General features: G+C 76.6%; 16 protein-coding genes. 14 read left to right on the top strand and 2 right to left on the bottom strand.

The window, feature by feature from the left end; translation table 11 throughout:
- The first annotated feature begins 435 nt into the window (after nt 1-435).
- Together AC1WTP_RS19365 and AC1WTP_RS19360 are read left to right on the top strand one after the other, a co-directional pair.
- Complete coding sequence (locus tag AC1WTP_RS19365; protein ID WP_481650668.1) at nt 436-1,470, top strand: tetratricopeptide repeat protein; 1,035 nt, start codon at nt 436-438, stop codon at nt 1,468-1,470.
- Nucleotides 1,467-2,480, top strand: a complete 1,014-nt coding sequence (locus tag AC1WTP_RS19360; RefSeq protein ID WP_481650663.1) for an HAD-IIA family hydrolase — start codon at nt 1,467-1,469, stop codon at nt 2,478-2,480. Before AC1WTP_RS19365 ends, AC1WTP_RS19360 begins: the two co-directional genes overlap by 4 nt.
- A gap of 47 nt (nt 2,481-2,527) precedes the next feature.
- Here the strand turns inward: AC1WTP_RS19360 and AC1WTP_RS19355 are convergent, their stop codons facing one another.
- Nucleotides 2,528-2,866: an SCP2 sterol-binding domain-containing protein gene (locus AC1WTP_RS19355; protein ID WP_481650662.1), complete on the bottom strand. Its 339-nt coding sequence runs from the start codon at nt 2,864-2,866 to the stop codon at nt 2,528-2,530.
- Between the two features lie 112 nt (nt 2,867-2,978).
- Here AC1WTP_RS19355 and AC1WTP_RS19350 point away from each other — a divergent pair, with 112 nt between their 5' ends.
- From AC1WTP_RS19350 to AC1WTP_RS19330, 5 genes are all read left to right on the top strand, one after another.
- Nucleotides 2,979-3,572: a phasin family protein gene (locus AC1WTP_RS19350; RefSeq protein ID WP_481650661.1), complete on the top strand. Its 594-nt coding sequence runs from the start codon at nt 2,979-2,981 to the stop codon at nt 3,570-3,572.
- Nucleotides 3,562-3,882, top strand: coding sequence for a hypothetical protein (locus AC1WTP_RS19345; RefSeq protein ID WP_481650660.1), 321 nt, complete (start codon nt 3,562-3,564; stop codon nt 3,880-3,882). The genes AC1WTP_RS19350 and AC1WTP_RS19345 overlap by 11 nt, the downstream gene beginning before the upstream one ends.
- A gap of 20 nt (nt 3,883-3,902) precedes the next feature.
- The gene (locus tag AC1WTP_RS19340; protein WP_481650659.1) at nt 3,903-4,760 is read left to right on the top strand and encodes a TlyA family RNA methyltransferase; all 858 of its coding nucleotides are present in this window, start codon (nt 3,903-3,905) and stop codon (nt 4,758-4,760) included.
- Nucleotides 4,761-4,824: 64 nt separating this feature from the next.
- Nucleotides 4,825-5,709, top strand: coding sequence for an NAD kinase (locus AC1WTP_RS19335; protein WP_481650658.1), 885 nt, complete (start codon nt 4,825-4,827; stop codon nt 5,707-5,709).
- Between the two features lie 211 nt (nt 5,710-5,920).
- Nucleotides 5,921-9,652: a S8 family serine peptidase gene (locus AC1WTP_RS19330; RefSeq protein WP_481650657.1), complete on the top strand. Its 3,732-nt coding sequence runs from the start codon at nt 5,921-5,923 to the stop codon at nt 9,650-9,652.
- 102 nt (nt 9,653-9,754) lie between these two features.
- Here the strand turns inward: AC1WTP_RS19330 and AC1WTP_RS19325 are convergent, their stop codons facing one another.
- Nucleotides 9,755-10,735: a helix-turn-helix domain-containing protein gene (locus tag AC1WTP_RS19325; RefSeq protein ID WP_481650656.1), complete on the bottom strand. Its 981-nt coding sequence runs from the start codon at nt 10,733-10,735 to the stop codon at nt 9,755-9,757.
- A 95-nt stretch (nt 10,736-10,830) separates the two neighbouring features.
- On the opposite strand from AC1WTP_RS19325, the gene recN reads away from it, so the two are divergent.
- The 7 genes from recN (at nt 10,831) to AC1WTP_RS19290 (ending at nt 21,135) form a co-directional block, all read left to right on the top strand.
- Nucleotides 10,831-12,588 (top strand): DNA repair protein RecN, encoded by a 1,758-nt coding sequence (gene recN / locus AC1WTP_RS19320; protein WP_481650655.1) that lies wholly within the window; start codon nt 10,831-10,833, stop codon nt 12,586-12,588.
- A 119-nt stretch (nt 12,589-12,707) separates the two neighbouring features.
- On the top strand, nt 12,708-13,886 hold the full coding sequence (gene steA / locus AC1WTP_RS19315) for a putative cytokinetic ring protein SteA (RefSeq protein ID WP_481650654.1): 1,179 nt from the start codon (nt 12,708-12,710) through the stop codon (nt 13,884-13,886).
- 28 nt (nt 13,887-13,914) lie between these two features.
- Entirely contained in the window at nt 13,915-14,856 is a 942-nt protein-coding gene (locus AC1WTP_RS19310; protein WP_481650653.1) for a copper transporter, read from the top strand.
- A 156-nt stretch (nt 14,857-15,012) separates the two neighbouring features.
- The gene (locus tag AC1WTP_RS19305; RefSeq protein WP_481650652.1) at nt 15,013-15,879 is read left to right on the top strand and encodes a hypothetical protein; all 867 of its coding nucleotides are present in this window, start codon (nt 15,013-15,015) and stop codon (nt 15,877-15,879) included.
- Between the two features lies 1 nt (nt 15,880).
- Nucleotides 15,881-17,563, top strand: a complete 1,683-nt coding sequence (murJ, locus tag AC1WTP_RS19300) for a murein biosynthesis integral membrane protein MurJ (RefSeq protein ID WP_481650667.1) — start codon at nt 15,881-15,883, stop codon at nt 17,561-17,563.
- 111 nt (nt 17,564-17,674) lie between these two features.
- Nucleotides 17,675-18,841, top strand: coding sequence for a glycosyltransferase family 4 protein (locus AC1WTP_RS19295; protein WP_481650651.1), 1,167 nt, complete (start codon nt 17,675-17,677; stop codon nt 18,839-18,841).
- On the top strand, nt 18,841-21,135 hold the full coding sequence (locus AC1WTP_RS19290; RefSeq protein ID WP_481650650.1) for a hypothetical protein: 2,295 nt from the start codon (nt 18,841-18,843) through the stop codon (nt 21,133-21,135). The genes AC1WTP_RS19295 and AC1WTP_RS19290 overlap by 1 nt, the downstream gene beginning before the upstream one ends.
- The last annotated feature ends 71 nt before the right edge of the window (nt 21,136-21,206 follow it).

The following is a 21,206-nucleotide window of genomic DNA, read 5'->3' as shown; positions in this document are numbered from 1 at the left end:
GGCGGTTTCCGGGGCGGTGACCGTCGCGAGGGTGGTGCGCCGCGCGAGGGCTTCCGCGGCGGCGAGCGCCGTGAGGGCGGTTTCCGGGGCGGTGACCGCCGTGAGGGTGGTGCGCCGCGCGAGGGCTTCCGCGGCGGCGAGCGCCGTGAGGGCGGTTTCCGGGGCGGTGACCGTCGCGAGGGTGGTGCGCCGCGCGAGGGCTTCCGCGGCGGCGAGCGCCGTGAGGGTGGCTTCCGGGGCGGTGACCGTGAGGGCGGCTTCCGGGGCGGCGAGCGTCGCGAGGGCGGGTTCCGTGGTGACCGCGAGGGCGGGTACCGGGGCGGGGACCGTCGTGACGAGCGGCGGGAGCGCCCCGAGGCCGGTGCGGGCGAGCGCGCACCCGCGCTGCCCGACGAGATCGTCGCGGCCGACCTCGACAAGGACGTCCGCGCCGAGCTGCTCTCGCTGGCGAAGCCGGTCGCGGAGACCGTCGCCCGGCACCTGGTCGCCACCGGTCAGCTGATCGACGAAGACCCGGCCGAGGCGCTCGCGCACGCGCTGGCCGCCCGGCGGCTCGCGTCCCGCATCGCCGCGGTCCGGGAGGCCGTCGGTCTCGCCGCGTACCACGCGGGTGAGTGGCAGACGGCGATCGCCGAGCTGCGCACGTACCACCGGATGACCGGGCTGCAGAGCCACCTGGCGGTGCTCGCGGACTGCGAGCGGGCGCTGGGCCGGCCGGAGCGCGCGATCGACCTGTTCCGCGGCGCGGACCGGGAGAAGCTGGACCAGGGCACCGCCATCGAGCTGCTGATCGTGGCGGCCGGTGCCCGGGGCGACCTGGGGCAGAAGGACGCCGCGGTGGCGATGCTCCAGGTCCGCGAGCTGACCGCCGAGGAGACCGAGCCGTGGACGGCCCGGCTGCGGTACGCGTACGCGGACGCGCTGCTGGCGGTCGGGCGGCGCGAGGAGGCCCGTGAGTGGTTCTCCCGGGCCGCCGACGTGGACACCGAGGGCGAGACCGACGCCGCGGAGCGGCTGCTCGAACTCGACGGCGTGGTGATCGAGGGCGACGAGGAGGACGAGGAGTCGGCGGAGGAGATCGCCGCCGGCCCGGGCGCCCCGGGCGCGGTTCCGGCCACGCCGGACGCGGACCTCACCGGCGACGCCACCGACCTCGCCGACGCCGCCGAGCGGCGCGACACCGGCCCGGACGAGCGCGGCAGCGAGCGGCCCGACATCGCCGAGCGGTCGGACGTCGACGCCGAGGCGTGGCGGGACGAACCGCTGGCCGCCGAGGTGCCGACGGACGACCTGGCCGACGACGAGCTGACCGAGGCAGAGGCGCAGTCGGTGGCCACCGCCGGCGACGGGGAGTTCCGGGCCGGGGACGCCACCGCGCTGTTCCGGGCGGCCGACGAGCACGCCGGATCGAGCGTGGACCCGGCCACCGGCGGGACCGGGGCGGGCGAGGCGGAGTCGGACCGCCGGTGACCGTAGGGGAGCGGCTGGTCGACGGGTACGCCCTCGTCGTCTTCGACCTGGACGGGGTGATCTACCTGATCGACCGGCCGATCCCCGGCGCGGTCGACGCGGTGACCCGGCTGCACGGCGAGGGGCGGCTGGTGGCGTACGCCACCAACAACGCCTCGCGCCGCTCCAGCGAGGTCGCGGACCTGCTCACCGGCATGGGTGTGCCGGCCAGTCCCGAGGAGGTGCTGACCTCCTCGGCGGCCGCCGCCGAGCTGCTGCGCGACCGGTTTCCGGCCGGCGCCGCGGTGCTGGTCGTCGGCGCCGAGGCGCTGCGGGCGGAGCTGCGCGCGGTCGGTCTGACTCCGGTCGCCACGGCGGAGGAGAGCCCGGTCGCGGTGGTGCAGGGGTACGGGCCGCAGGTCGGCTGGGCGGACCTGGCCGAGGCGGCGGTCGCCGTGCGCGGCGGGGCAACCTGGATCGCCACGAACACCGACCGGACCCTGCCCAGTGGGCGGGGTCCGCTGCCGGGTAACGGGGCTCTGGTCGCCGCGCTGCGCACCGCGCTCGACCGGGACCCGGACGTCGTGGTCGGCAAGCCCGAACCGGCGCTGTTCGCCACCGCCGCCCGCCGTGCCGGGGAGGGGCGGACGCTGGTGGTGGGCGACCGGCTGGACACCGACATCGAGGGCGCCCGGCGGGCCGGCCTGGACAGCCTGCTGGTGCTCACCGGGGTCAGCGACGTGCCCGAGCTGCTCGCGGCCCCGGCGCGGCGCCGGCCCACGTACGTCTCGATGGACCTGACCGGGCTCTTCGACCCGGCGGCCGTGGTGCGGGTGCCCGGCCCGACGGACGCCGCCGGCTGGTCGGTGGCGGACGGCGACGGGACGCTGGAACTGTCCGGCGCGGGCCGTCCGCTGGACGCGCTGGCGGCGCTCTGCGCGACCGCTTGGTCCGCGCCGCGGCCGGCGCCGGTGCGGGCCGCTTCGGCGGAGGCGAGCCGGGCGCTGACCGCGCTCGGCCTGGCCGGCTGAGGGCCCGGACGTACCCGGAGGTTCACGCGTAGCCGGAGCGTCGGCGCTCAGAGCAGCTTGCGCAGCTTCATCAGGTCGAACGGGCTCGCCTTGATCGACACCCGGCGGGACGCCACCGCCCGGGTCACGTCCAGCTCGCCGCGGACCAGGGCGACCAGGTCGTCGCTGCTGGTGCTCAGGGCGATCTTGGCTTTCGGGTCGTCGCCGTCGGTCAGCTCGACCAGGCGACCGTCGGCGATGCGGCCGTGGAAGGCCGTGTCCAGGTCGGTGATCCGGCAGGCCAGCGTGCGGTCCAGGTCGACCCGTTCCCGCACCGTCTCCGCGTTGCGGTCCAGCCGGTCGGCCAGGTCATGCAACGCCTGTCGGCACTCGTCCACGCTGGCCACGTCGCCCCCTCACCGCTCGCCACGCCGTCCCCGGCACCGTACCGCACAGGGTGCTCCGCCGGGCCCGGTAGCGTGACACCTGCACACCTCCACCCCGCGGAAGGACTCAGGCATGCAGGACGCGTGGCGCGCCTACCTCGAGCTGGCCATGGGCCTGACGGAGGCGCCCCGGAAGAAGGCCCAGGACGCCGTCCGCCGGCTCGTCGGCTCCGGCGGGGCGACCGCCGCCCAGCTCCAGGGACTCGCCGAGGAACTCCTCTCCACCGGCGCCGCCAACCGGGAGGCGCTGACCAAGCTGGTCAGGTTCGAGATCGACCGCACCCTCGGCGCGGTGGGTCTGGCCACCGCCGACGAGGTCGCCGAGCTGACCCGCCGGGTGCACGAGTTGGAGCGCCAGCTCCGCGAGGCCAAGGGCGCCGCCCCGGCCGGCCCCGCGCCGCAGCCGCCCGCCCCGGCCGGACCGGTCGCGGCGACCCCCGGCGCCGCGCAGCCGGGTGCCGCGGAACCGGCCGCGCCGACCAAGGCGGTGGCCAAGAAGGCGGTGGCGAAGAAGGCCGTCGCCAAGAAGGCCGTCGCCAAGAAGGCCGTGGTCAAGAAGCCGCCGGCCACCGTCACCCCGACCCAGGACGAGGCCGGCCGGGCCGAGCCGGCCGGGCCGGTGAAGAACGCGCCGCCGCGCAGGCAACAGCCGGGCGGTGCCGAGTGAGGACCACGGCGACCCGCCGGAGTCCCCGGTGACCGGCCCGGCGCGCCCCGGGCCCCCGCCCGGCGTCCGGCCCGGCCCCCCACCGGGCGTCCGACCCGGCCCGCCCGGCCTCCCGCCGGGCGTCCGACCCGGCCCGCCGCCGCGTCCCGCGTCGACGGACGACTTCGACGAGGCACGCCATCCCGCCGTGGACGCCGCCGTACAGGCGATGATCAACGCGGCGGGGCTGCCCCCGGCGGACCAGATCGCGCAGTACGAGGCGGCCTACGAGACGCTGCGGGAGACTCTCGCCACCATCGACCAGGCCTGAGGAAGACCGGAGAACCACCCATGGCACGTCGTAACCGGCTGGACGCCGAGCTGGTCCGCCGCGGCCTGGCCCGCTCCCGGGAGCAGGCCGCCGCGCTGGTCGATGCCGGCCGGGTGCAGCTGCGCGGGGTGCCGGCCCGCAAGGCGGCCGCGATGGTCGACCCGGCCGACCCGCTGCTGGTCACCGGGGAGGATCCCACCTCGGAGTACGTCTCCCGGGGCGGTCACAAGCTGGCCGGCGCGCTGGCCGCGTTCGGCCCCGGGCTGCCGGTGGCCGGCCGGCGCTGCCTCGACGCCGGCGCGTCCACGGGCGGCTTCACCGACGTGCTGCTGCGCGCCGGCGCGGCCGAGGTGGTCGCCGTCGACGTCGGATACGGCCAGCTCGCCTGGCCGCTGCGCAACGACGCCCGGGTGCGGGTCTTCGAGCGCACCAACGTCCGTACGCTCACCCCGGAGGCCATCGACGGGCCGGTCGAGCTGACCGTGGCCGACCTGTCGTTCATCTCGCTGCGGCTGGTGCTGCCGGCGCTGGCCGGCTGCACCGGCGCCGACGGCGACCTGGCGCTGATGGTGAAGCCGCAGTTCGAGGTGGGCAAGGAGCGGGTCGGCCCCGGCGGGGTGGTCCGCGACCCGGCGCTGCGCGCCGAGGCGGTGCTGGACGTGGCGGCCGCCGCGGCGCAGCTGGGCCTGGGTCTCGCCGACGTGGCCGCCAGCCCGCTGCCGGGGCCGAGCGGCAACGTCGAGTTCTTCGTATGGTTACGCCGGGACGCACCGCCGGCCGACCCGGAGCGGGTGCGGGCCGTGGTGACGGCCGGGCCGGGCGGCCCGGCGGCGTCCGGCGACGTGCCGGACGCGGCGACGGAGGAGGTGGCCGGGTGAACGCGGTCGCGAGTGGCGTGGACGCGCGGGGCCGGTCCGCGGCGCGGGCGGAACGGACGGTCCGGTGAGCCGGACCGCCCTGCTGGTGACGCACACCGGCCGCCGGCGCAGCACCGAGCACGCCCGCGCGGTGGCGGCCGACCTGATCGCGGCCGGCTTCGAGGTGCGGGTGGTCGCCGAGGAGGCCGACGACCTCGACCTGCCCGGGGTGATCCCGGTGACCGGCCCGAAGGCCGCCGAGGGCGCCGAGATCGTCTTCGCCCTCGGCGGTGACGGCACCTTCCTGCGCGCCGCCGAGCTGGCCCGCCCGGCGAAGGTGCCGCTGCTCGGCATCAACCTGGGCAAGGTCGGCTTCCTCGCCGAGGCCGAGATCGACGACCTGGACAGCGCGGTACGCGACGTGGTCGGGCGCAACTACAGCGTGGACGAGCGGCTCACCCTGGACGTCACCGCCGAGTTCGACGGCGGCCCGACGATCGAGTCCTGGGCGCTCAACGAGATCAGCGTCGAGAAGGGGGAGCGGGCCCAGATGCTCGAACTCCTCGTCGACGTGGACGGCCGGCCGCTGTCCCGCTACGGCTGCGACGGGGTGGTCTGCGCCACCCCCACCGGCTCCACCGCGTACGCGTTCTCCGGCGGCGGGCCGGTGGTGTGGCCGGAGGTGGAGGCGCTGCTGCTGGTGCCGATCAGCGCGCACGCGCTGTTCAGCCGCCCGCTGGTCACCGCGCCCACCTCCACCTTCGCGATCACCGTCGACCCGTTCACCACCCTCGCGGTGCTCAGCTGCGACGGCCGGCGGGTCTACGACCTGCCGCCCGGTGCGCGGGTGACGGTGCGGCGCGGGGCGTTGCCGGTGCGCATCGTCCGGCTGCGGGCCCGCCCCTTCACCGACCGGCTGGTGGCCAAGTTCGGGCTGCCCGTGCACGGCTGGCGGGGCTCCCGCCGCTGACCCGCGACCATCCGTTCCCCGCGGCCCGGTTGCGGCCGGCGGGCGCTCCGGGGTGAACACCGGGTCGACATCCGCCCCCTCGCGCGTGTCCACCTGGCGACATGTCGCCGGTGCGGCGCACCGCGGCTAGTGACCGCACGATCATCTCCGTCGCAGACTCCGATCGGTCGGTCTCCTCGGTTGCCGGCCCTGGAGTAGAGGAGCGCATCGTATGCACTGGCCCCCACGCTGGCTCGCCGCCGGCGCGGTCGGCGCGCTGGTGGTCGGACTCGCCGCCCCGGCGTCCGCCGCCCCGCCCGCCCGACCCGCCGGTCCCACCCCGGGCACCACCCCCGCCCCGGGCTCCGCGCCCGTGCGCATCACGCTGATCACCGGTGACCAGGTCGACCTGACGCAGACCGCGCCCGGCCGGGTCGCCGCCACCGTCCGCCCCGGCCCGGGCCGGGAGCGGATCGTCTTCCAGAGCATCGAGGCCGACGGCGGGCTGCGGGTGCTGCCCAGCGACGTCGTGCCCTACCTCTCCGCCGGGGTGCTCGACCCGGACCTGTTCGACGTGCAGGAGTTGGCCGCTGACGGGTACGGCGACGCCGGTCAGAAGGCGCTGCCGCTGATCGTGCGTTACCAGGAGCCGGCCGCCGGGCGGGTGCGTCCGCTGGCCGGGGCCACCGCCGCCCGCCCGCTGGAGAGCATCAACGGCGCGGCGCTGCGCGTCGGTAAGAGCGACCTCGGCGGGCTGTGGACCGCGCTACGGGACACCCCGGCCGGTCGTACCGCCACCGCGGGCCCGGCCCGGCTCGGTGCGGGTATCGCCCAGATCTGGCTGGACGGCCGGGTCCGCGCGGATCTGGAGCACAGCGTGCCGCAGATCGGCGCGCCGGCGGCCTGGGCGGCCGGCCGGGACGGCGCCGGCGTGCAGGTGGCGGTGCTCGACACCGGCGCCGACGACACCCACCCCGATCTGGCCGGCCGGATCGCTGGCAGCCAGGACTTCTCCGGCAGCGGGAGCGCCCGCGACGGGCACGGTCACGGCACCCATGTGGCGGCCACCATCGCCGGTAGCGGCGCCGCCTCCGAGGGGCTGCGCAAGGGCGTCGCGCCCGGCGCGAAGCTGCTGGTGGGCAAGGTGCTCGACGACGGCGGCAGCGGCTACGAGTCGTCGATCATCGCGGGCATGGAGTGGGCCGCCCACTCCGGCGCCAAGGTGGTCAACATGAGCCTCGGCGGCAGCCCGACCGACGGGACCGACCCGATGAGCCAGGCCCTCAACGACCTGACCGCCGCCACCGGCGCGCTCTTCGTGGTCGCCGCCGGCAACGCGGGCGCGGCCCGCACCGTCGGCACGCCGGGCGCCGCCACCGCGGCGCTCACCGTCGGCGCGGTGGACCGTGAGGACAACCTGGCCGACTTCTCCAGCCGCGGCCCGCGCCTGGGTGACAACGGCCTGAAGCCGGAGATCACCGCGCCGGGCGTCGGGATCGTCGCCGCCCGCGCCGCCGGGACCACCATGGGCACGCCGGTGGGGGACGCGCACACGACCGCGTCCGGCACCTCGATGGCCACCCCGCACGTGGCCGGCGCGGCCGCCATCCTCGCCCAGGAGCACCCCGACTGGACCGCCGGGCAGCTCAAGGACGCGCTGGTCAGCACGACGAAGGCGACGCCGGGGCTGACCGTGTTCGAGCAGGGTGCCGGCCGGGTCGACGTGCCGCGGGCGCTGGGCCAGCGGGTGTACGGCTCGGCCACCGCCGACTTCGGCCGGCTGACCGCCGCCGGTGCCGGGGCGGAGCGGACCGTCACGTACACCAACGGCACCGCCGCCGCGCAGACCCTGCGGCTGGCCCTGGAGCTGCGCAACCTGGACAGCGGCGCGGCCGAGACCGACGGCGTGTCCGTCGGCTCCACCGAGGTGACCGTCCCGGCCGGCGGCAGCGTCGCCGTGCCGCTGCGCGCCGACCCGGCGAAGTTGGACCGGGGCCCGCACGGCGGCTGGCTGGTGGCCACCGGCGCGGACGGCGTCGCCGTGCGCACCGCCGTCGGGCTCACCCTCAGCGGCCCGCTGCACACCGTCACCCTGCGGGCGCTGGACCTGGCCGGGCAGCCCGGCCTGGCGCCGGTGGTCACCCTCTTCGGTGAGCACCCCGAGTCCGACGCGCTCGGCTGGCTGGGCGGAGCAGACTGGCAGGTGCAGGTCGAGGAGGGCCCGTACCTGCTCCAGGGGCTGATCGAGCACGGCGCCCCGCTGGACGAGCAGATCACCCTGGTCACCGACCCCGAGCTGATGGTCGACCGGGACCTCACCGTGGTGCTCGACCCGCGCAAGGGCACCCCGGTCCGGATCGAGACCCCGAAGCCGGCGGAGCAGCGGTCGTCGATCAGCTTCTACGAGCACCGGATCTTCGGCAACGGCCGACAGGTCGACCACGGGGTGATGACGTTCAGCACCATCCAGCAGGTGAACGTCACCCCGACCCGTCCGGTCACCCGGGGCGAGTTCGAGTTCTCCTCCCGCTGGCAGCTGGTCAAGCCGATGGTGGACGCCACGGTCAGCAAGGTCGCCGGCCCGCTGGACATCAACCTGCTGCACCAGTCCCCGGCGCCCACCGGCCGGCGCAAGCTGCCGCTGGTCTGGGCCGGCACCGGGACCGCCGCCGAACTGGCCCGGGCCCGGGGCGCCGCCGCGCTGCTCACCGCCGACCCGGAGCGCACGGAGGAGGAGCAGGTCGCCGCGGCCGCCGCGGCCGGCGTGGCGGTGGCGCTCATCGTCCGTCCGGCCGACTGGAGCGCGTGGACGGTCTGGAACCCGGCCGGCGACCGGCTACCCATCCCGGCCATGGTCGTGGCGTACGACGACGGCCAGCGGATGATCGCGGCGGCGAAGACCGGGCGCGCCACGCTGGACCTGACGCTGACCGTGGACAGCCCCTACCTGTACGACGTGTTCCAGGTGTCCAAGGGGCGGGTGCCGGAGCGGATCGTGCACACCGTGACCGCGGAGAACACCGCCGAGGTCACCGCCCGCTACGGCGACACCGGCGGTTTCGAGTGGGCCACCGAGCAGCGGTTCGGCTGGCGTCCCTGGCAGGAGTACTCCTGGAACGACGACCAGCGGTTGGTGCGTACCGGCACCACCCGGCAGGAGTTCGTCAGCGCCGGGGACTCGTGGTGGCAGCAGCGGGTGCTGCACCGGCTCACCTGGTCCTGGGGGCGGCTGCTCGGCGGGCTCGTCCAGCAGCCCCGGCGGTACGCGGCCGACGACCGGGAGACCGAGACCTGGCACGCCCCGGTCGTCCGGCCGGCCGTGCCGGCCGCCGGCGGGGCGCCGGTGCCCACGCGCACCGGGGACACGCTGGACCTGCGGGTGGCCGAGTTCGTCGACGCCGACGGCCACTACAGCGCGGCCGGCGGCGGCGAGGAGCCGGACACCGTCGAGGCCCGGCTCAGCCGCGACGGGCAGCAGATCGCCGACCTCTCCGGCGGCTGGGCGCCCGTGCCCACCACCCCCGGCGCGGCGCGCTACCGGCTGGACCTGACCACGCAGCGGTCGTCGGACGAGTGGCGCTGGGCCACCCGGACCGAGACGGCCTGGCAGTTCAGCTCGGCCCGTCCGGCCGGTGCGGCGGCGCAGCCGCTGCCGCTGCTCCAGGTGGACTACCGGGTGCCGGCCGACCTGCGGGGCGAGGTGTCCGGCAACCGGGGCCACCGGCTCGGCCTGACCCTGCGCCAGCCGGCCGGCGTGCCGGCACCGACCGGCACCACCCTGCGGGTGGAGGTGTCGTTCGACTCCGGCGCGACCTGGCGGCCGGCGCCGGTGAACGGTTCCGGCACCCGGTACACCGCGCTGGTGCCGGCCGGCCGGGGCCCGGTGTCGCTGCGGGTGCACGCCACCGACCGCGCCGGCAACGTCGTCGACCAGACCGTGATCGACGCGTACGGCCTGCGCTGAGGCGGGGGGCGGGACGGCCGACCGGGCCGTCCCGCCCCGTGCCGGCGAGGCCGGAGGGCTCCGCCCGGTGGCGGCGACGGCGGGCCCGGTGGCGGCTACCCCTCAGAGCCAGCCGCGCCGGGCGGCCTGGTAGGCCAGCCCCGGTCGGGTGTCCACCCCGGCGGCCGTCATCAGGTCGGCGAGCCGGCGTTGCACGGTACGCCGGCTCACCCCGAGCTGGGAGGCGATGGACTTGTCCGGCACCCCGGCCACGAAGAGCGAGAGCAGCCGGACCTCGTCGGCGTCCGGCTGGTAGCCGTCGGCCGCGCCGGCCGGCGTGGCGGCCGACCGCAGCGGGGTCGCCATCCGCCAGTGGCTCTCGAAGAGGGCGAGCAGCGCGTCGAGCAGTTGGCTGCGGCCGATGACCGCGGCGCTCGGCTCGCCGATGTCCCGGTCCGGCACCAGCGGGCAGATCGCCGTCCGGGCGTCCACGATGGCCAGCCGGACCGGCAGCCGATCGAGCACCCGGGCCTGCTCGCCGGCGCGTACGCCCTGCTCCACGTCCGCCAGCGCGCCCGGTTCGAGGAGCATCTCCCGCTCGTAGATGGCCCGGTAGCGCACCCCGCGGGCCAGCGCGTCGAACTCCTCGACGTTCTCCGAGCCGGGCATCGTCAGCGGGTTGGCCCGGCAGAACCAGAGCACCTCGGTGCGGGCCGAGTTCTGCGCGTCGCGCAGCCGTTCCCGGAGCGCCCCGGGGCCGGTGATCACCTCGACCAGGTGGTCGGCGTCGTGCCGGCGCAGGCCGGCCCGGTACTCCTCGGTCAGCCGGGTGACCGCCACGCGGGCGGCCTCCAGCGCCTCCTGGCGGCGCAGCAGCGCCTCGCCGAGCGCGACGTCGGGTGCCAGCGGCCGCAGCGGCCCGTCCGGGTCCGGCCCGGTCGGCAGGACCAGCCCCTTGCCGCGCAGGGTGTCGAGCTGGGCGACGACCTCGGCGCGCGGGCGGCGCAGCCGCCGGGCCAGCTCGTCGACCCGCGCCACGGTGAGCTGGACGAGGCAGCGGTACAGCTCCTCCTCGCCCGGGGTCAGGCCGATCACGTCCAACACGGGGCTGAACTGTACGACCCCGCCGGGCGCGGCACGACCCACCCCGGCGTCGCCGGCTGGTCAACTGTCGGGGGCCGCGTCTACTGTCGGGTGCTGTGCTGGAAGAGCTGCGCATCACCGGACTGGGCGTCATCGAGGACACCACGCTGCCGTTGACCGGCGGGATGAACGTCATCACCGGCGAGACCGGTGCGGGCAAGACCATGGTGGTGACCGGCCTCGGCCTGCTCTTCGGCGGCCGGGCCGACGCCGGGCGGGTGCGGGCCGAGCCCGGCCGCGCCGTGGTGGAGGGGCGGCTGCGGCTGACCGGCCGGGTCGCCGCGACGGTGCACGCCCGGATCACCGACGCCGGCGGCGAGCCGGACGAGGACGGCTCGCTGCTGCTCAGCCGCACGGTGACGGTGGAGGGGCGGTCCCGGGCCCACCTGGGCGGCCGCAGCATGCCGGTGTCCATGCTCGGCGAGGTCGGCGAGCAGGTGGTGGCCGTGCACGGCCAGTCCGACCAGCTGCGGCTGCTGCGCCCGGCCGAGCAGCGGGCCGCGCTCGACCGGTTCGCCGGCCCGGAGCACGAGAAGCTGCTCGACGCGCTGCGCGAGGCGTACACCGGCTGGCGGCGGGTGGTCGACGACCTGGCCGACCGGCGGCGCAACGCCCGTGAGCGCAACCAGGAGGCCGACCTGCTCCGGCTCGGGCTCGACGAGATCACCCGGGTCGACCCGCAGCCCGGCGAGGACGACGAGCTGAAGGCCGAGGCGCAGCGGCTGGAGCACGCCGAGGGGCTGCGCACCGCGGCGCAGCTGGCCCAGCAGTGCGTCGCCGGTGGCGTGGAGGCCGCCGACGACACGCCGGACGCCACCGCGCTGCTCGGCACCGCGCGGCGCACCCTCGAGGCGCAGGCCGGCACCGACCCGGCGCTGGGCGAGCTGGCGGCGCGGCTGGAGGAGGCCGCCACCCTGGTCGCCGACGTCTCCGCCGAGCTCTCCGCCTACCTCGCCACGCTGGATGCCGACCCGGCCCGGTTGCAGGCCGTCTACGAGCGCCGGGCGGCGCTGCGGGCGCTGACCCGCAAGTACGCCGACGACGTGGACGGGGTGATCGCCTGGGCCGAGCGGGCCCGCACCCGACTGTCCGACCTGGACACCTCCGACGAGCTTCTCGACGAGCTGGACCGCGAGTCCCAGCGGCTGGCCGGCGAGGTGGCCGACCTGGCCGCCCGGGTGTCGACCTCGCGCCGGGAGGCAGCCATCCGGTTCGCCGAGCAGGTCACCGTCGAGCTGGCCGGGCTGGCCATGCCGCACGCCCGGATCGACGTGGCGGTGCTGCCCCGGCCGGCCGGGCGGGCCGAGCCGACGTTGCCGGTCAACGGGGTCGAGGTCGGCCTCGGCCCGGACGGCGGCGACGAGGTCGAGCTGCGCCTGCTGGCCCACCCAGGCGCGCCGGCGCTGCCGTTGCAGCGCGGCGCCTCCGGCGGTGAGCTGTCCCGGGTGATGCTCGCCATCGAGGTGGTCTTCGCCGGCTCCGGCGGCCCGCCCACGCTGGTCTTCGACGAGGTCGACGCCGGGGTCGGCGGCCAGGCCGCGGTGGAGATCGGCCGGCGGCTGGCCCGGTTGGCCCGCAGCCACCAGGTGCTGGTGGTCACCCACCTGCCGCAGGTGGCCGCGTTCGCCGACCGGCACCTGGTGGTGGCGAAGGACACCGGGGGCGCGGTCACCACCAGTGGCGTGCGGGTGGTGGAGGACACCGAACGCGCCCGTGAGCTGTCCCGGATGCTGGCCGGTTTGCCGGATTCGGATCTGGGTATCGCCCACGCCGAGGAGTTGCTCGCGGTGGCGGCCCGGGAAAGGCGGCCGTGACACCGCCGATTGTGACCACAGGCACACCGGGTTGCGTCCCGGTGTGCTTCCCTGGGTAGGCGGCCCTGCTCAGGCATGTCGCGACAGCAAACCCTGCCTCACATGCCAGGATGGTCACGATGCGTCTACCCACGTTGCGCCGGACCCGGAACCCGGAACCCGGCCGGATCGTCGGCACCGCCCGCCTCGATCGCCGCACGAAGCGGCTGGTCGGGCGGCTGCGCCCCGGCGACATCGCGGTCATCGACCACGTCGACCTGGACCGGGTCGCCGCCGACTCGCTGGTCGCGGTCGGCGTCGCCGCGGTGCTCAACGCCAAGCCGTCGGTCTCCGGCCGCTACCCCAACCTCGGCCCGGAGGTGCTGATCGGCGCGGGCATCCCGCTCCTGGACGACCTGGGCGAGAGCATCTTCGAGCAGATCCGCGAGGGCGACACCGTGCGGATCGAGGGCAACACGGTGTTCGTCGGCGACGAGCCGGTGGCGCACGGCAGCCTGCAGGACGCCGAGACGGTCGCCAAGGCGATGGCCGACGCCCGGGAGGGCCTGTCGGTGCAGTTGGAGGCGTTCGCCGCCAACACCATGGACTACCTCCGGCAGGAGCGCGACCTGCTCCTCGACGGTGTCGGCGTACCGGAGATTCAGACCCAGATCCAGGGCCGGCACTGCCTGATCGTGGTCCGTGGCTACGACTACAAGGCCGACCTGGACGTGCTGCGCCCCTACATCCGGGAGTTCAAGCCGGTCCTCATCGGCGTCGATGGCGGGGCGGACGCCCTCGTCGAGGCCGGCTACACCCCCGACATGATCATCGGCGACATGGACTCGGTCACCGACGACGTGCTGCGCTGCGGCGCCGAGGTGATCGTGCACGCCTACCCGGACGGTCGGGCGCCCGGGCTGGCCCGGGTCACCGGGCTGGGCGTACCGGCGGTGACCTTCCCGGCCGCCGCGACCAGCGAGGACCTCGCCATGCTGCTCGCCGACGAGAAGGGCGCCTCGCTGCTGGTCGCGGTCGGCACCCACGCCACCCTGGTGGAGTTCCTCGACAAGGGTCGCGGCGGGATGGCCTCGACGTTCCTCACCCGGCTCAAGGTCGGTGGCAAGCTGGTCGACGCCAAGGGCGTCAGCCGGCTCTACCGGCAGAGCATCTCCGGCTCCTCACTGCTGCTGCTGGTCCTCTCGGCGGTCGCCGCGATGGCCTCCGCCGTGGCGGTCTCCACCGTCGGCAAGGCGTATTTGGGTGTGGTCTCCGAGTGGTGGGACAATTTCGTGTTCCAGCTCGGCCAGCTCTTCTAGCTCCCCGACCGATCAAGAGGCTGCAAGCGTGATCAATTTCCGCTACCACGTGGTGTCCCTGACCGCGGTGTTCCTGGCGTTGGCGATCGGCCTGGTCGTCGGCACGGCCGCCCTCAACGGCCCGGTCGCCGACTCGCTCAAGGAGAACGTCAACGCGCTGCGCAAGGACAACCAGCAGATGCGCCAGGCGTACAACAACCTGGAGCGGGAGCTGGAGATGGAGGAGGACTTCGCGGCCGAGATCGCGCAGGTCGTCCTGCCGGGCCGGCTCACCGGCAAGCGGGTGCTGGTGCTCAGCCTGCCCACCGGGCGCGACCACACCGAGGGCGTGCTGAAGATGCTCCAGCTCGCCGGGGCCGACATCACCGGCCGGGTCGACCTGCAGGACAAGTTCATCAACCCGGACAACAACAACAACCTGCTGGAACTGGCCGTCACCGCGGCCCGCCCCACCAGCGCCCCGACCTCCGGCCTGCCGGGCAACGGGCACGGCGTGGAGACCTCCAGCGCGCTGCTGGCCAGCGTGCTGCTCGACCGGTCGCCCGGCGCGGCCCCGGTCAGCGAGGCCGACCGGCGGGCGGTGCTCGCCGCGTACAGCAACGCCGGCTACCTCACCACCGAGGACCGGGTGACCGGGGCGGCGGAGGCCGTGGTGGTGGTCAGCGGGCAGCCGTACGTCGACAAGGACTCGGCCAAGAAGGACGAGTCGGTGGTCAAGGTCGCCGAGCAGTTCGACCGCACCGGCGCGATCGTGGTCGGCGGCAACGGATCGGCCGGCGGCAACCTGGTGGCCATCGTCCGCGGCGACCCGGTGCTGACCCAGACCATCTCCACCGTCGACAACGCCAACACGATCCAGGGCCAACTGGTCACCAGCCTGGCGCTGGTGCAGCAGCTCACCGAGAAGAAGGCCGGGCAGTACGGCGTCGGCGACAACGTCTCCTCGCTGCTGCCTAGACTGCCCCAGTGAGCGAAGGACGTGCCCGGGTGTCCGGCCTGCCGGCCGCGCTCCCGGCCGGGCGGGAGCGCGGCGGCGTGACCGCCGCCGAGTGGAGCGGGGGAGCGGCGTGAGCGCGAGGAGTGAGCCGGTGTTGCGAGCCCCGCAGTCGCGAACGAAGGTGGCACGGTGAGCCTGCTGGGTCGACTGCTGATCGCCGGGGCCGGTGCGGCCGCCGCCCGGTACGCGCTGCGCGAGGTGCGTACCGCGCCGGTCGGGCCGGCGCTGGACCGGACGAACTTCCGCGGCCGCACGGTCAGCCTGGCCGCCGGCCCGGCGCTGGCCCTCGGCGCGGCCGGGGCGGGCGCGTTCGGGGCCACCAGCGCCTCCTCCGGCGCCGCGGCACTGGTCGCCGGGGTGGGCGCCGGGGCGGTCGGGCTCTACGACGACGTGGTCGGCGCGCGGCCGGAGCAGAAGACCGCCAAGGGTTTCGCCGGGCACCTCGCCGCGCTGCGCGAGGGGCGGGTGACCGCCGGGCTGATCAAGATCGTCGGGGTGGGCGCGGCCGGCCTCGGCGCCGCCGCCCTGCTCGCCACCGACCCCCGGGTCGCCGCCCATCCCCGCCGGCAGCGCCACCGCGCGCTGGGCCGCGGCGTGGACGTGCTGCTCGGCGCGGGCGTGGTGGCCGGCACCGCCAACCTGCTCAACCTGCTCGACCTGCGCCCCGGGCGGGCGCTGAAGTCCGGCCTGCTGCTCGGCGCGCCGCTGGCGCGCGGCCCGCACGGCGGGATCGCCGCCGGCGCGGTCGGCGCCGCCGCCGGGCTGCTCCCCGACGACCTCGGCGAACGGGTGATGCTCGGCGACAGCGGCGCGAACGCGCTCGGCGCGCTGCTCGGCGTCGCGCTGGCCGCCCGGACCGGCCCGGTCGGCCGCGCCGGCGTCCTCGCCGTCCTCGCCGGTCTCACCGCGGCCAGCGAGAAGATCAGCTTCACCCAGGTCATCCAACGCACCCCCGGGCTGCGTGAACTCGACGCACTGGGCCGTCGCGCCGACTGACGTGACCACACCGGCACCCCTCGCCGGCGCCGGCCGGGTGGCCGGAGCAGCCGCGCTCATCGCCGTCCTCACCGTGCTCAGCCGGCTCGCCGGCTTCGGCCGCACCGCCGTCTTCACCTGGGTCGTGCAGAAGAGCGACCTCGGCGGCATGTACGTGATCGCCAACACGGTTCCCAACATCATCTTCGAGATCGTCGCGGGCGGCGCGCTGGCGAGCCTGGTCGTACCGCTGCTGGCCGGGCCGGTCGCCGCCGGCGACCGGCGCGCGGTGGCGGCCACCACCGGGGCCCTGCTCACCTGGACGATCACCCTGCTCGTGCCGCTGGCCGTGCTGGTCGCGGTGGCGGCCGGCCCCGTGGTGTCGCTGATCAGCGAGGGGCGCTCGGAGGCGGAACTGGCCGCCGGCGCCCGGATGCTGCGGATCTTCGCCCCCCAGCTCCCGCTCTACGGCATCGGCATCGTGCTCACCGGCGTGCTCCAGGCGCACCGCCGGTTCGCCTGGCCGGTGATCGCGCCGCTGCTGTCCAGCCTCACCGTGATCGTGGTCTACCTCGCCTTCGGCGGCGCAGAGGGACGCGGCGCGAGCGTGGCGCAGGTGAGCCGTGGGGGCGAGCTGGTCCTGTCTGCCGGCACCACGGCGGGCGTGGTGGTGCTGTCACTGTCGCTGCTGATCCCGCTGCGCCGACTGGGCCTGCGGCTGCGCCCCGGCTACGCATTTCCCCTCGACGCCCGGGCCCGGGTGGGCGGGCTGGCGCTGGCCGGCGCGATCACCGTGACCGCGCAGCAGGTCGCGCTGCTGGTGCTGCTGAACCGGGTGTCGGGCGGCCCGACCGGCTCGCCGCAGGTGTTCAACCTGGCCCAGACCATGTACCTGCTGCCCTGGGCCGTGCTGGCGGTGCCGCTGGCGGTGGCGGCGTACCCGACGCTGGCGACCGCGGCGGCCGCCGGGGACGACGAGGACTACCGGCGCACCCTCTCCTCGACCGTGCGCGGGGTGCTGCTGTTCAGCTGCCTCGGTGCGGCGGCGCTGGTCGGCACCGCCGGGCCGGTCGCCGCGTTCTTCTACCCGGACGATCCCGGGTCCACCGCCGCCGGGATCGCCGGCTTCGCCCCCGGCCTGCTCGGCTACGGCCTCTTCGCGGTGCTCTCCCGCGCCCTCTACGCCCGGGGGGACACCCGCCCCGCCACCCTGGCGATCACCGCCGGCTGGCTGGCCGTGCCGGTGGCGGCGGTGCCGCTTTCCGCGGTGCTCCCGCTGGCCGACCGGGTGCTGGCGGTCACCCTGGCCAATTCGGTCGGGATGCTGCTGCTCGGCGGGCTGCTGCTCGTCGCGGTGCGGCGCTCGGCCGGGCGCTCCGCGCTGGCCGGGGCCGCCCGGGCCGGTGCGGCCGGACTGCTCGCCGGTGTGCTGGCCGCGGCGGCCGGCGCGGCGGCGGCACACTGGCTGTCGGCCGCCGCAGACGGGACCCCGACGACATTCGCGGCACTCGTGCAGGGCATGCTGTCCGGAGTCCTGGTCGGCGTGGTGTTCCTCGCCGTGGCCCGACTGGCGGACCGGCGGGACGTGCAGCCGCTGCTCGCGGGGGTGCGGCGGCGGCTCGGCCGGGGGCGTCGGGCCGGCGGGGGGCGGCAGGACGGCGTTCCCCCATCGCGGGGAGACGGGAAGGAGACGGTGTCCCGGTGAGCGCGTGGCGTGCGGCCGTGGGCCCCACGGCCGGCGACGGGAGTCGTGCCCGGTGACGCGGCGCGGGACGGGTGACCGGCGGGCGGCGGTCGCCGAGCGGAGGTGGTCGTGGTGAGGCAACCGGCGCGGGTTCCCGGCTGGCACGGCACGGTCGGCCTGCTGCTCGCCTCCAGCACCGGCGGGGTCGGGCAGCACGTCCGCTCGCTGGCCGCCGGGCTGGCCGCCGCCGGCGCCGGGGTGCTGGTCTGCGGCCCGGCCGCGACCCAGGAACAGTTCGACTTCACCGGCGTCGGCGCCCGCTTCCACCCGGTGGAGATCCCGGCCAGCCCCACCCCGGCCGACGCGCGGGCGGTGACCGCGCTGCGCCGGGCGCTGGCCGCCGAGCCGGTCGACGTGCTGCACGCGCACGGACTGCGGGCCGGGCTGGTCGCGGTGCTCGCCCGGCCGGCCGCCCCGGTGGTGGTCACCTGGCACAACGCGGTGCTCGCCGGCGGGTTGCGCGGCAGCCTGTCCCGGCTGGTCGAGCGGATCGTCGCCCGGGGCGCCCGGGTCGCCCTCGGCGCCTCCGCCGACCTGGTGGACCGGGCCGCCGCGCTGGGCGCCACGGACGCCCGGCTCGCCCCGGTCGCCGCGCCGGCACTACCCGCGCCGCGCCGCCGCCGGGCCGCCGTCCGGGCCGAGTTCGGCGTGGGCGCGGACCAGCCGCTGGTCGTCTCCGTGGGCCGGTTGCACCCGCAGAAGCGGTACGACGTGCTCGTCGACGCGGCGGCCCGGTGGCGTACCCGGACGCCGCCGCCGGTCGTGGTGATCGCCGGTAGCGGCCCGGCCTACCTGCCGCTGGCCGCCCGGATCTCCGCCGCCCGCGCCCCGGTCACCCTGCTGGGCCACCGCACCGACGTGGCCGACCTGCTGGGCGGCGCCGACCTGGCGGTGGTGACCAGCGACTGGGAGGCCCGCCAGCTCTTCGCGCAGGAGGCGCTGCGGGCCGGCGTACCACTGGTGGCCACCGCGGTCGGCGGCCTGCCCGAGCTGGTCGGCGAGGCCGCGGTGCTGGTGCCGCCGGGTGACGTGGACGCGGTCGACGCGGCCGTGCGCGCGCTGCTCGACGATCCGGACCGCCGCGCCGACCTGGCCCGCCGGGGCGCCGCCCGGGCCGCGACCTGGCCCACCGAGGCGGACACCCTGGCCCAGCTCACCACCCTCTACGCCGAACTGGCCCCGGACGCCGCCGGTCCGGCCGCCCCGGACGCCGGTGCCCCCTCGACGGGACGCCGGTGATGCTGCGCAGACTCGCCCCCGCACTGCTCACCCTGCTCGTCGTGGCGCTCGGCATCACCGCGCTGGCGGTCCGGCCGGCCGCGGACGTTCCGGGCCGCACCGCCGACTACGTGGTGGTGGCCGGGGTGGCCGGGCTGCGCTGGGAGGACGTCGACCCGCAAACCACCCCGACGCTGTGGCGGATGGCCCAGCGGGGCTCGATCGGTTCGCTGTCGGTGCGCTCCGCGCACCGGCCGACCTGCCCGGTGGACGGCTGGCTGACCCTCGGCGCCGGCAGCTACGCCGCCTGGAACGGCAGCCGGCCGACCGGTGGCTGCCCGGCGGCGGCGGTCACCGTGGAGCAGCCGGACGGCATCGGCGCGAACCTGCCCGACCAGGAGAGCGTCGTTCTGCACAACCAGGAGCGGCTGCCGTGGGGCACCGTGCCGGGCTCGCTGTCCGAGTCGGTGCGCTGCTCGGTGGCGGTCGGGCCGGGCGCGGCGGTGGCCGCCGCCCGGCCGTTCGGCCGGGTCGACCGGTACGCCCCGGCGCTGCCGCCGGACCCGGCCGGCCTGCTCGGCTCCTGCGTGCTGAGCATCGTCGACCTCGGCACCGTGGCCGGCGAGGACCCGGCGGTCCGCGCCGCGGCGGCCCGTGCGGCCGACGCCCAACTGGCCCGGGTGCTCGCCGCCCGCCCGCCCCGCTCCCTGGTGCTGGTCGCCGGGGTGTCCGATACCGAACAGCCGTCCCGGCTGCACGTGGCCGTCGCCGACGGGCCGGGCTGGGAGGGCGGCTGGCTCACCTCGGCGAGCACCGGCCGGGAGGGCTACCTGCAGCTGGTCGACCTCGCGCCGACCGCGCTCGCGGCGCTGGGCCGGCCACTGCCCGAGCGGCCGTTCCTGGGCCGGCCCGCGGAGTCGGTGGGCGACCGACCGGCCGATCTGGCGACCGCGATCGCCCAACCGGCCGACGCCGACCGGGAGGCCGCCGCCCAGCGGCGGGTCGCCGGCTGGTTCTTCACCCTGCTCGCCGCCGTCCAGGTGCTGCTCGGCGTCGCGGTGCTGCCGCTGCTGCGCCGGGCCCGCCGGCACGCCGGCCCGTACGGCCCGGAGCCGGTGTCCCGGCGGGTGGTGGCGGCGGTGGAGGTGCTGCTGATCGCCGCCGCGCTGGCCGTGCCGGCGGCCCTGCTCGCCGACGTGGTGCCGTGGTGGCGCGGCGAGCACGCGGGCGCCTGGTTCGCCGGGGTGACCGCCCTGCTGGTGGTCGGGGCCACCGCCGTCGTCCGGCTCACCCCCGGCTACCCGAACACGCTCGGCCCGCTCGGCGCGGTGGCCGGCCTGACCACGCTGACCGTCGGGCTGGACGTGGTCACCGGCGCCCGGTTGCAGCTCAACGGGGTGGTCGGCTACTCGGCCCTCGAGGGTGGCCGGTACGCCGGGCTGGGCACGGTCGGGCTCGGCGCGTTCGTCGCCGGCGCCCTGCTCAGCGCGGGCTGGCTCGCCCAGCGGGTAGGCCGCTCCTGGCGGCCCGCGGTGGTGGCGACGGTGGGCGGCACCGCCGTGGTGGTCGTCGGCAGCCCCTACTTCGGCGCGGACCCGATCGGCGCCATCGCGCTGACCGCCGGGGTGAGCGTGGCCGCGGTGATCAGCGTCGGCGGCTGGCTGACGCTGAGCCGGCTGGCCTGGGCGACGATGGCCGGCCTGGCGGTGACCGTCGGGCTGGCGGTGCTCGACGTGCGCCGGCCCGCCCCGGAGCGGGGCAGCCTGGGCCGCTTCCTGGCCGCGCTGGGCGACGGCACCGGCGGGCTGACCGTGCACCGGTCCAGCACGGCCAACCTGGAGACCCTGGTCAACAGCCCGCTGACCGTGCTGGCCCTGGCCGGGGCGCTGCTGGTGTGGTTCGCCCTGCTCCAGCCGTGGGGTGGGCTGATGCGGTTGTTCGGCATCTATCCGGCGATCCGGGCGGCGATGGCGGGCACCGCCGTCGCCGCGGTGGTGGGCGGCGTGCTGGGCGGCTCGGCGCTGGACGTGGCCGGGGCGGCCGGTGCGCTGGTGGTGCCGATGGCGGCGTTGGCCTCGCTGCGGGTGCTGGACCACTCCACCGACCGGACCCGGCCGGAGACGGGCGAGCAGCGCGACGGGTCCCCGGGGGCCGCGTCCCCGGACACCTCGGAAGGGTCGCCGGCCGACGCCGCGGACCCGACCGACCCGGCGCCCGCGGCCGCCGAGGAGGCGGCCGAACGGGCGCCGGACGGGCCGCCGGCGGGGGAGCGGGGCCGGGCCGCCCGCTCGTCCACCGAGGTCGCGACCTCCTGACCGGTGGGCGCCGACCGGCGCATACCTCGGGTGCGCCACCGGCACACCGCCGGTGAGGTGTTACCGTGGAA

It is taken from the genome of Micromonospora sp. R311 (assembly GCF_056780015.1).
Note: the sequence above shows the minus strand (reverse complement) of the source record. Positions and strands in the feature narration are given on the sequence as shown.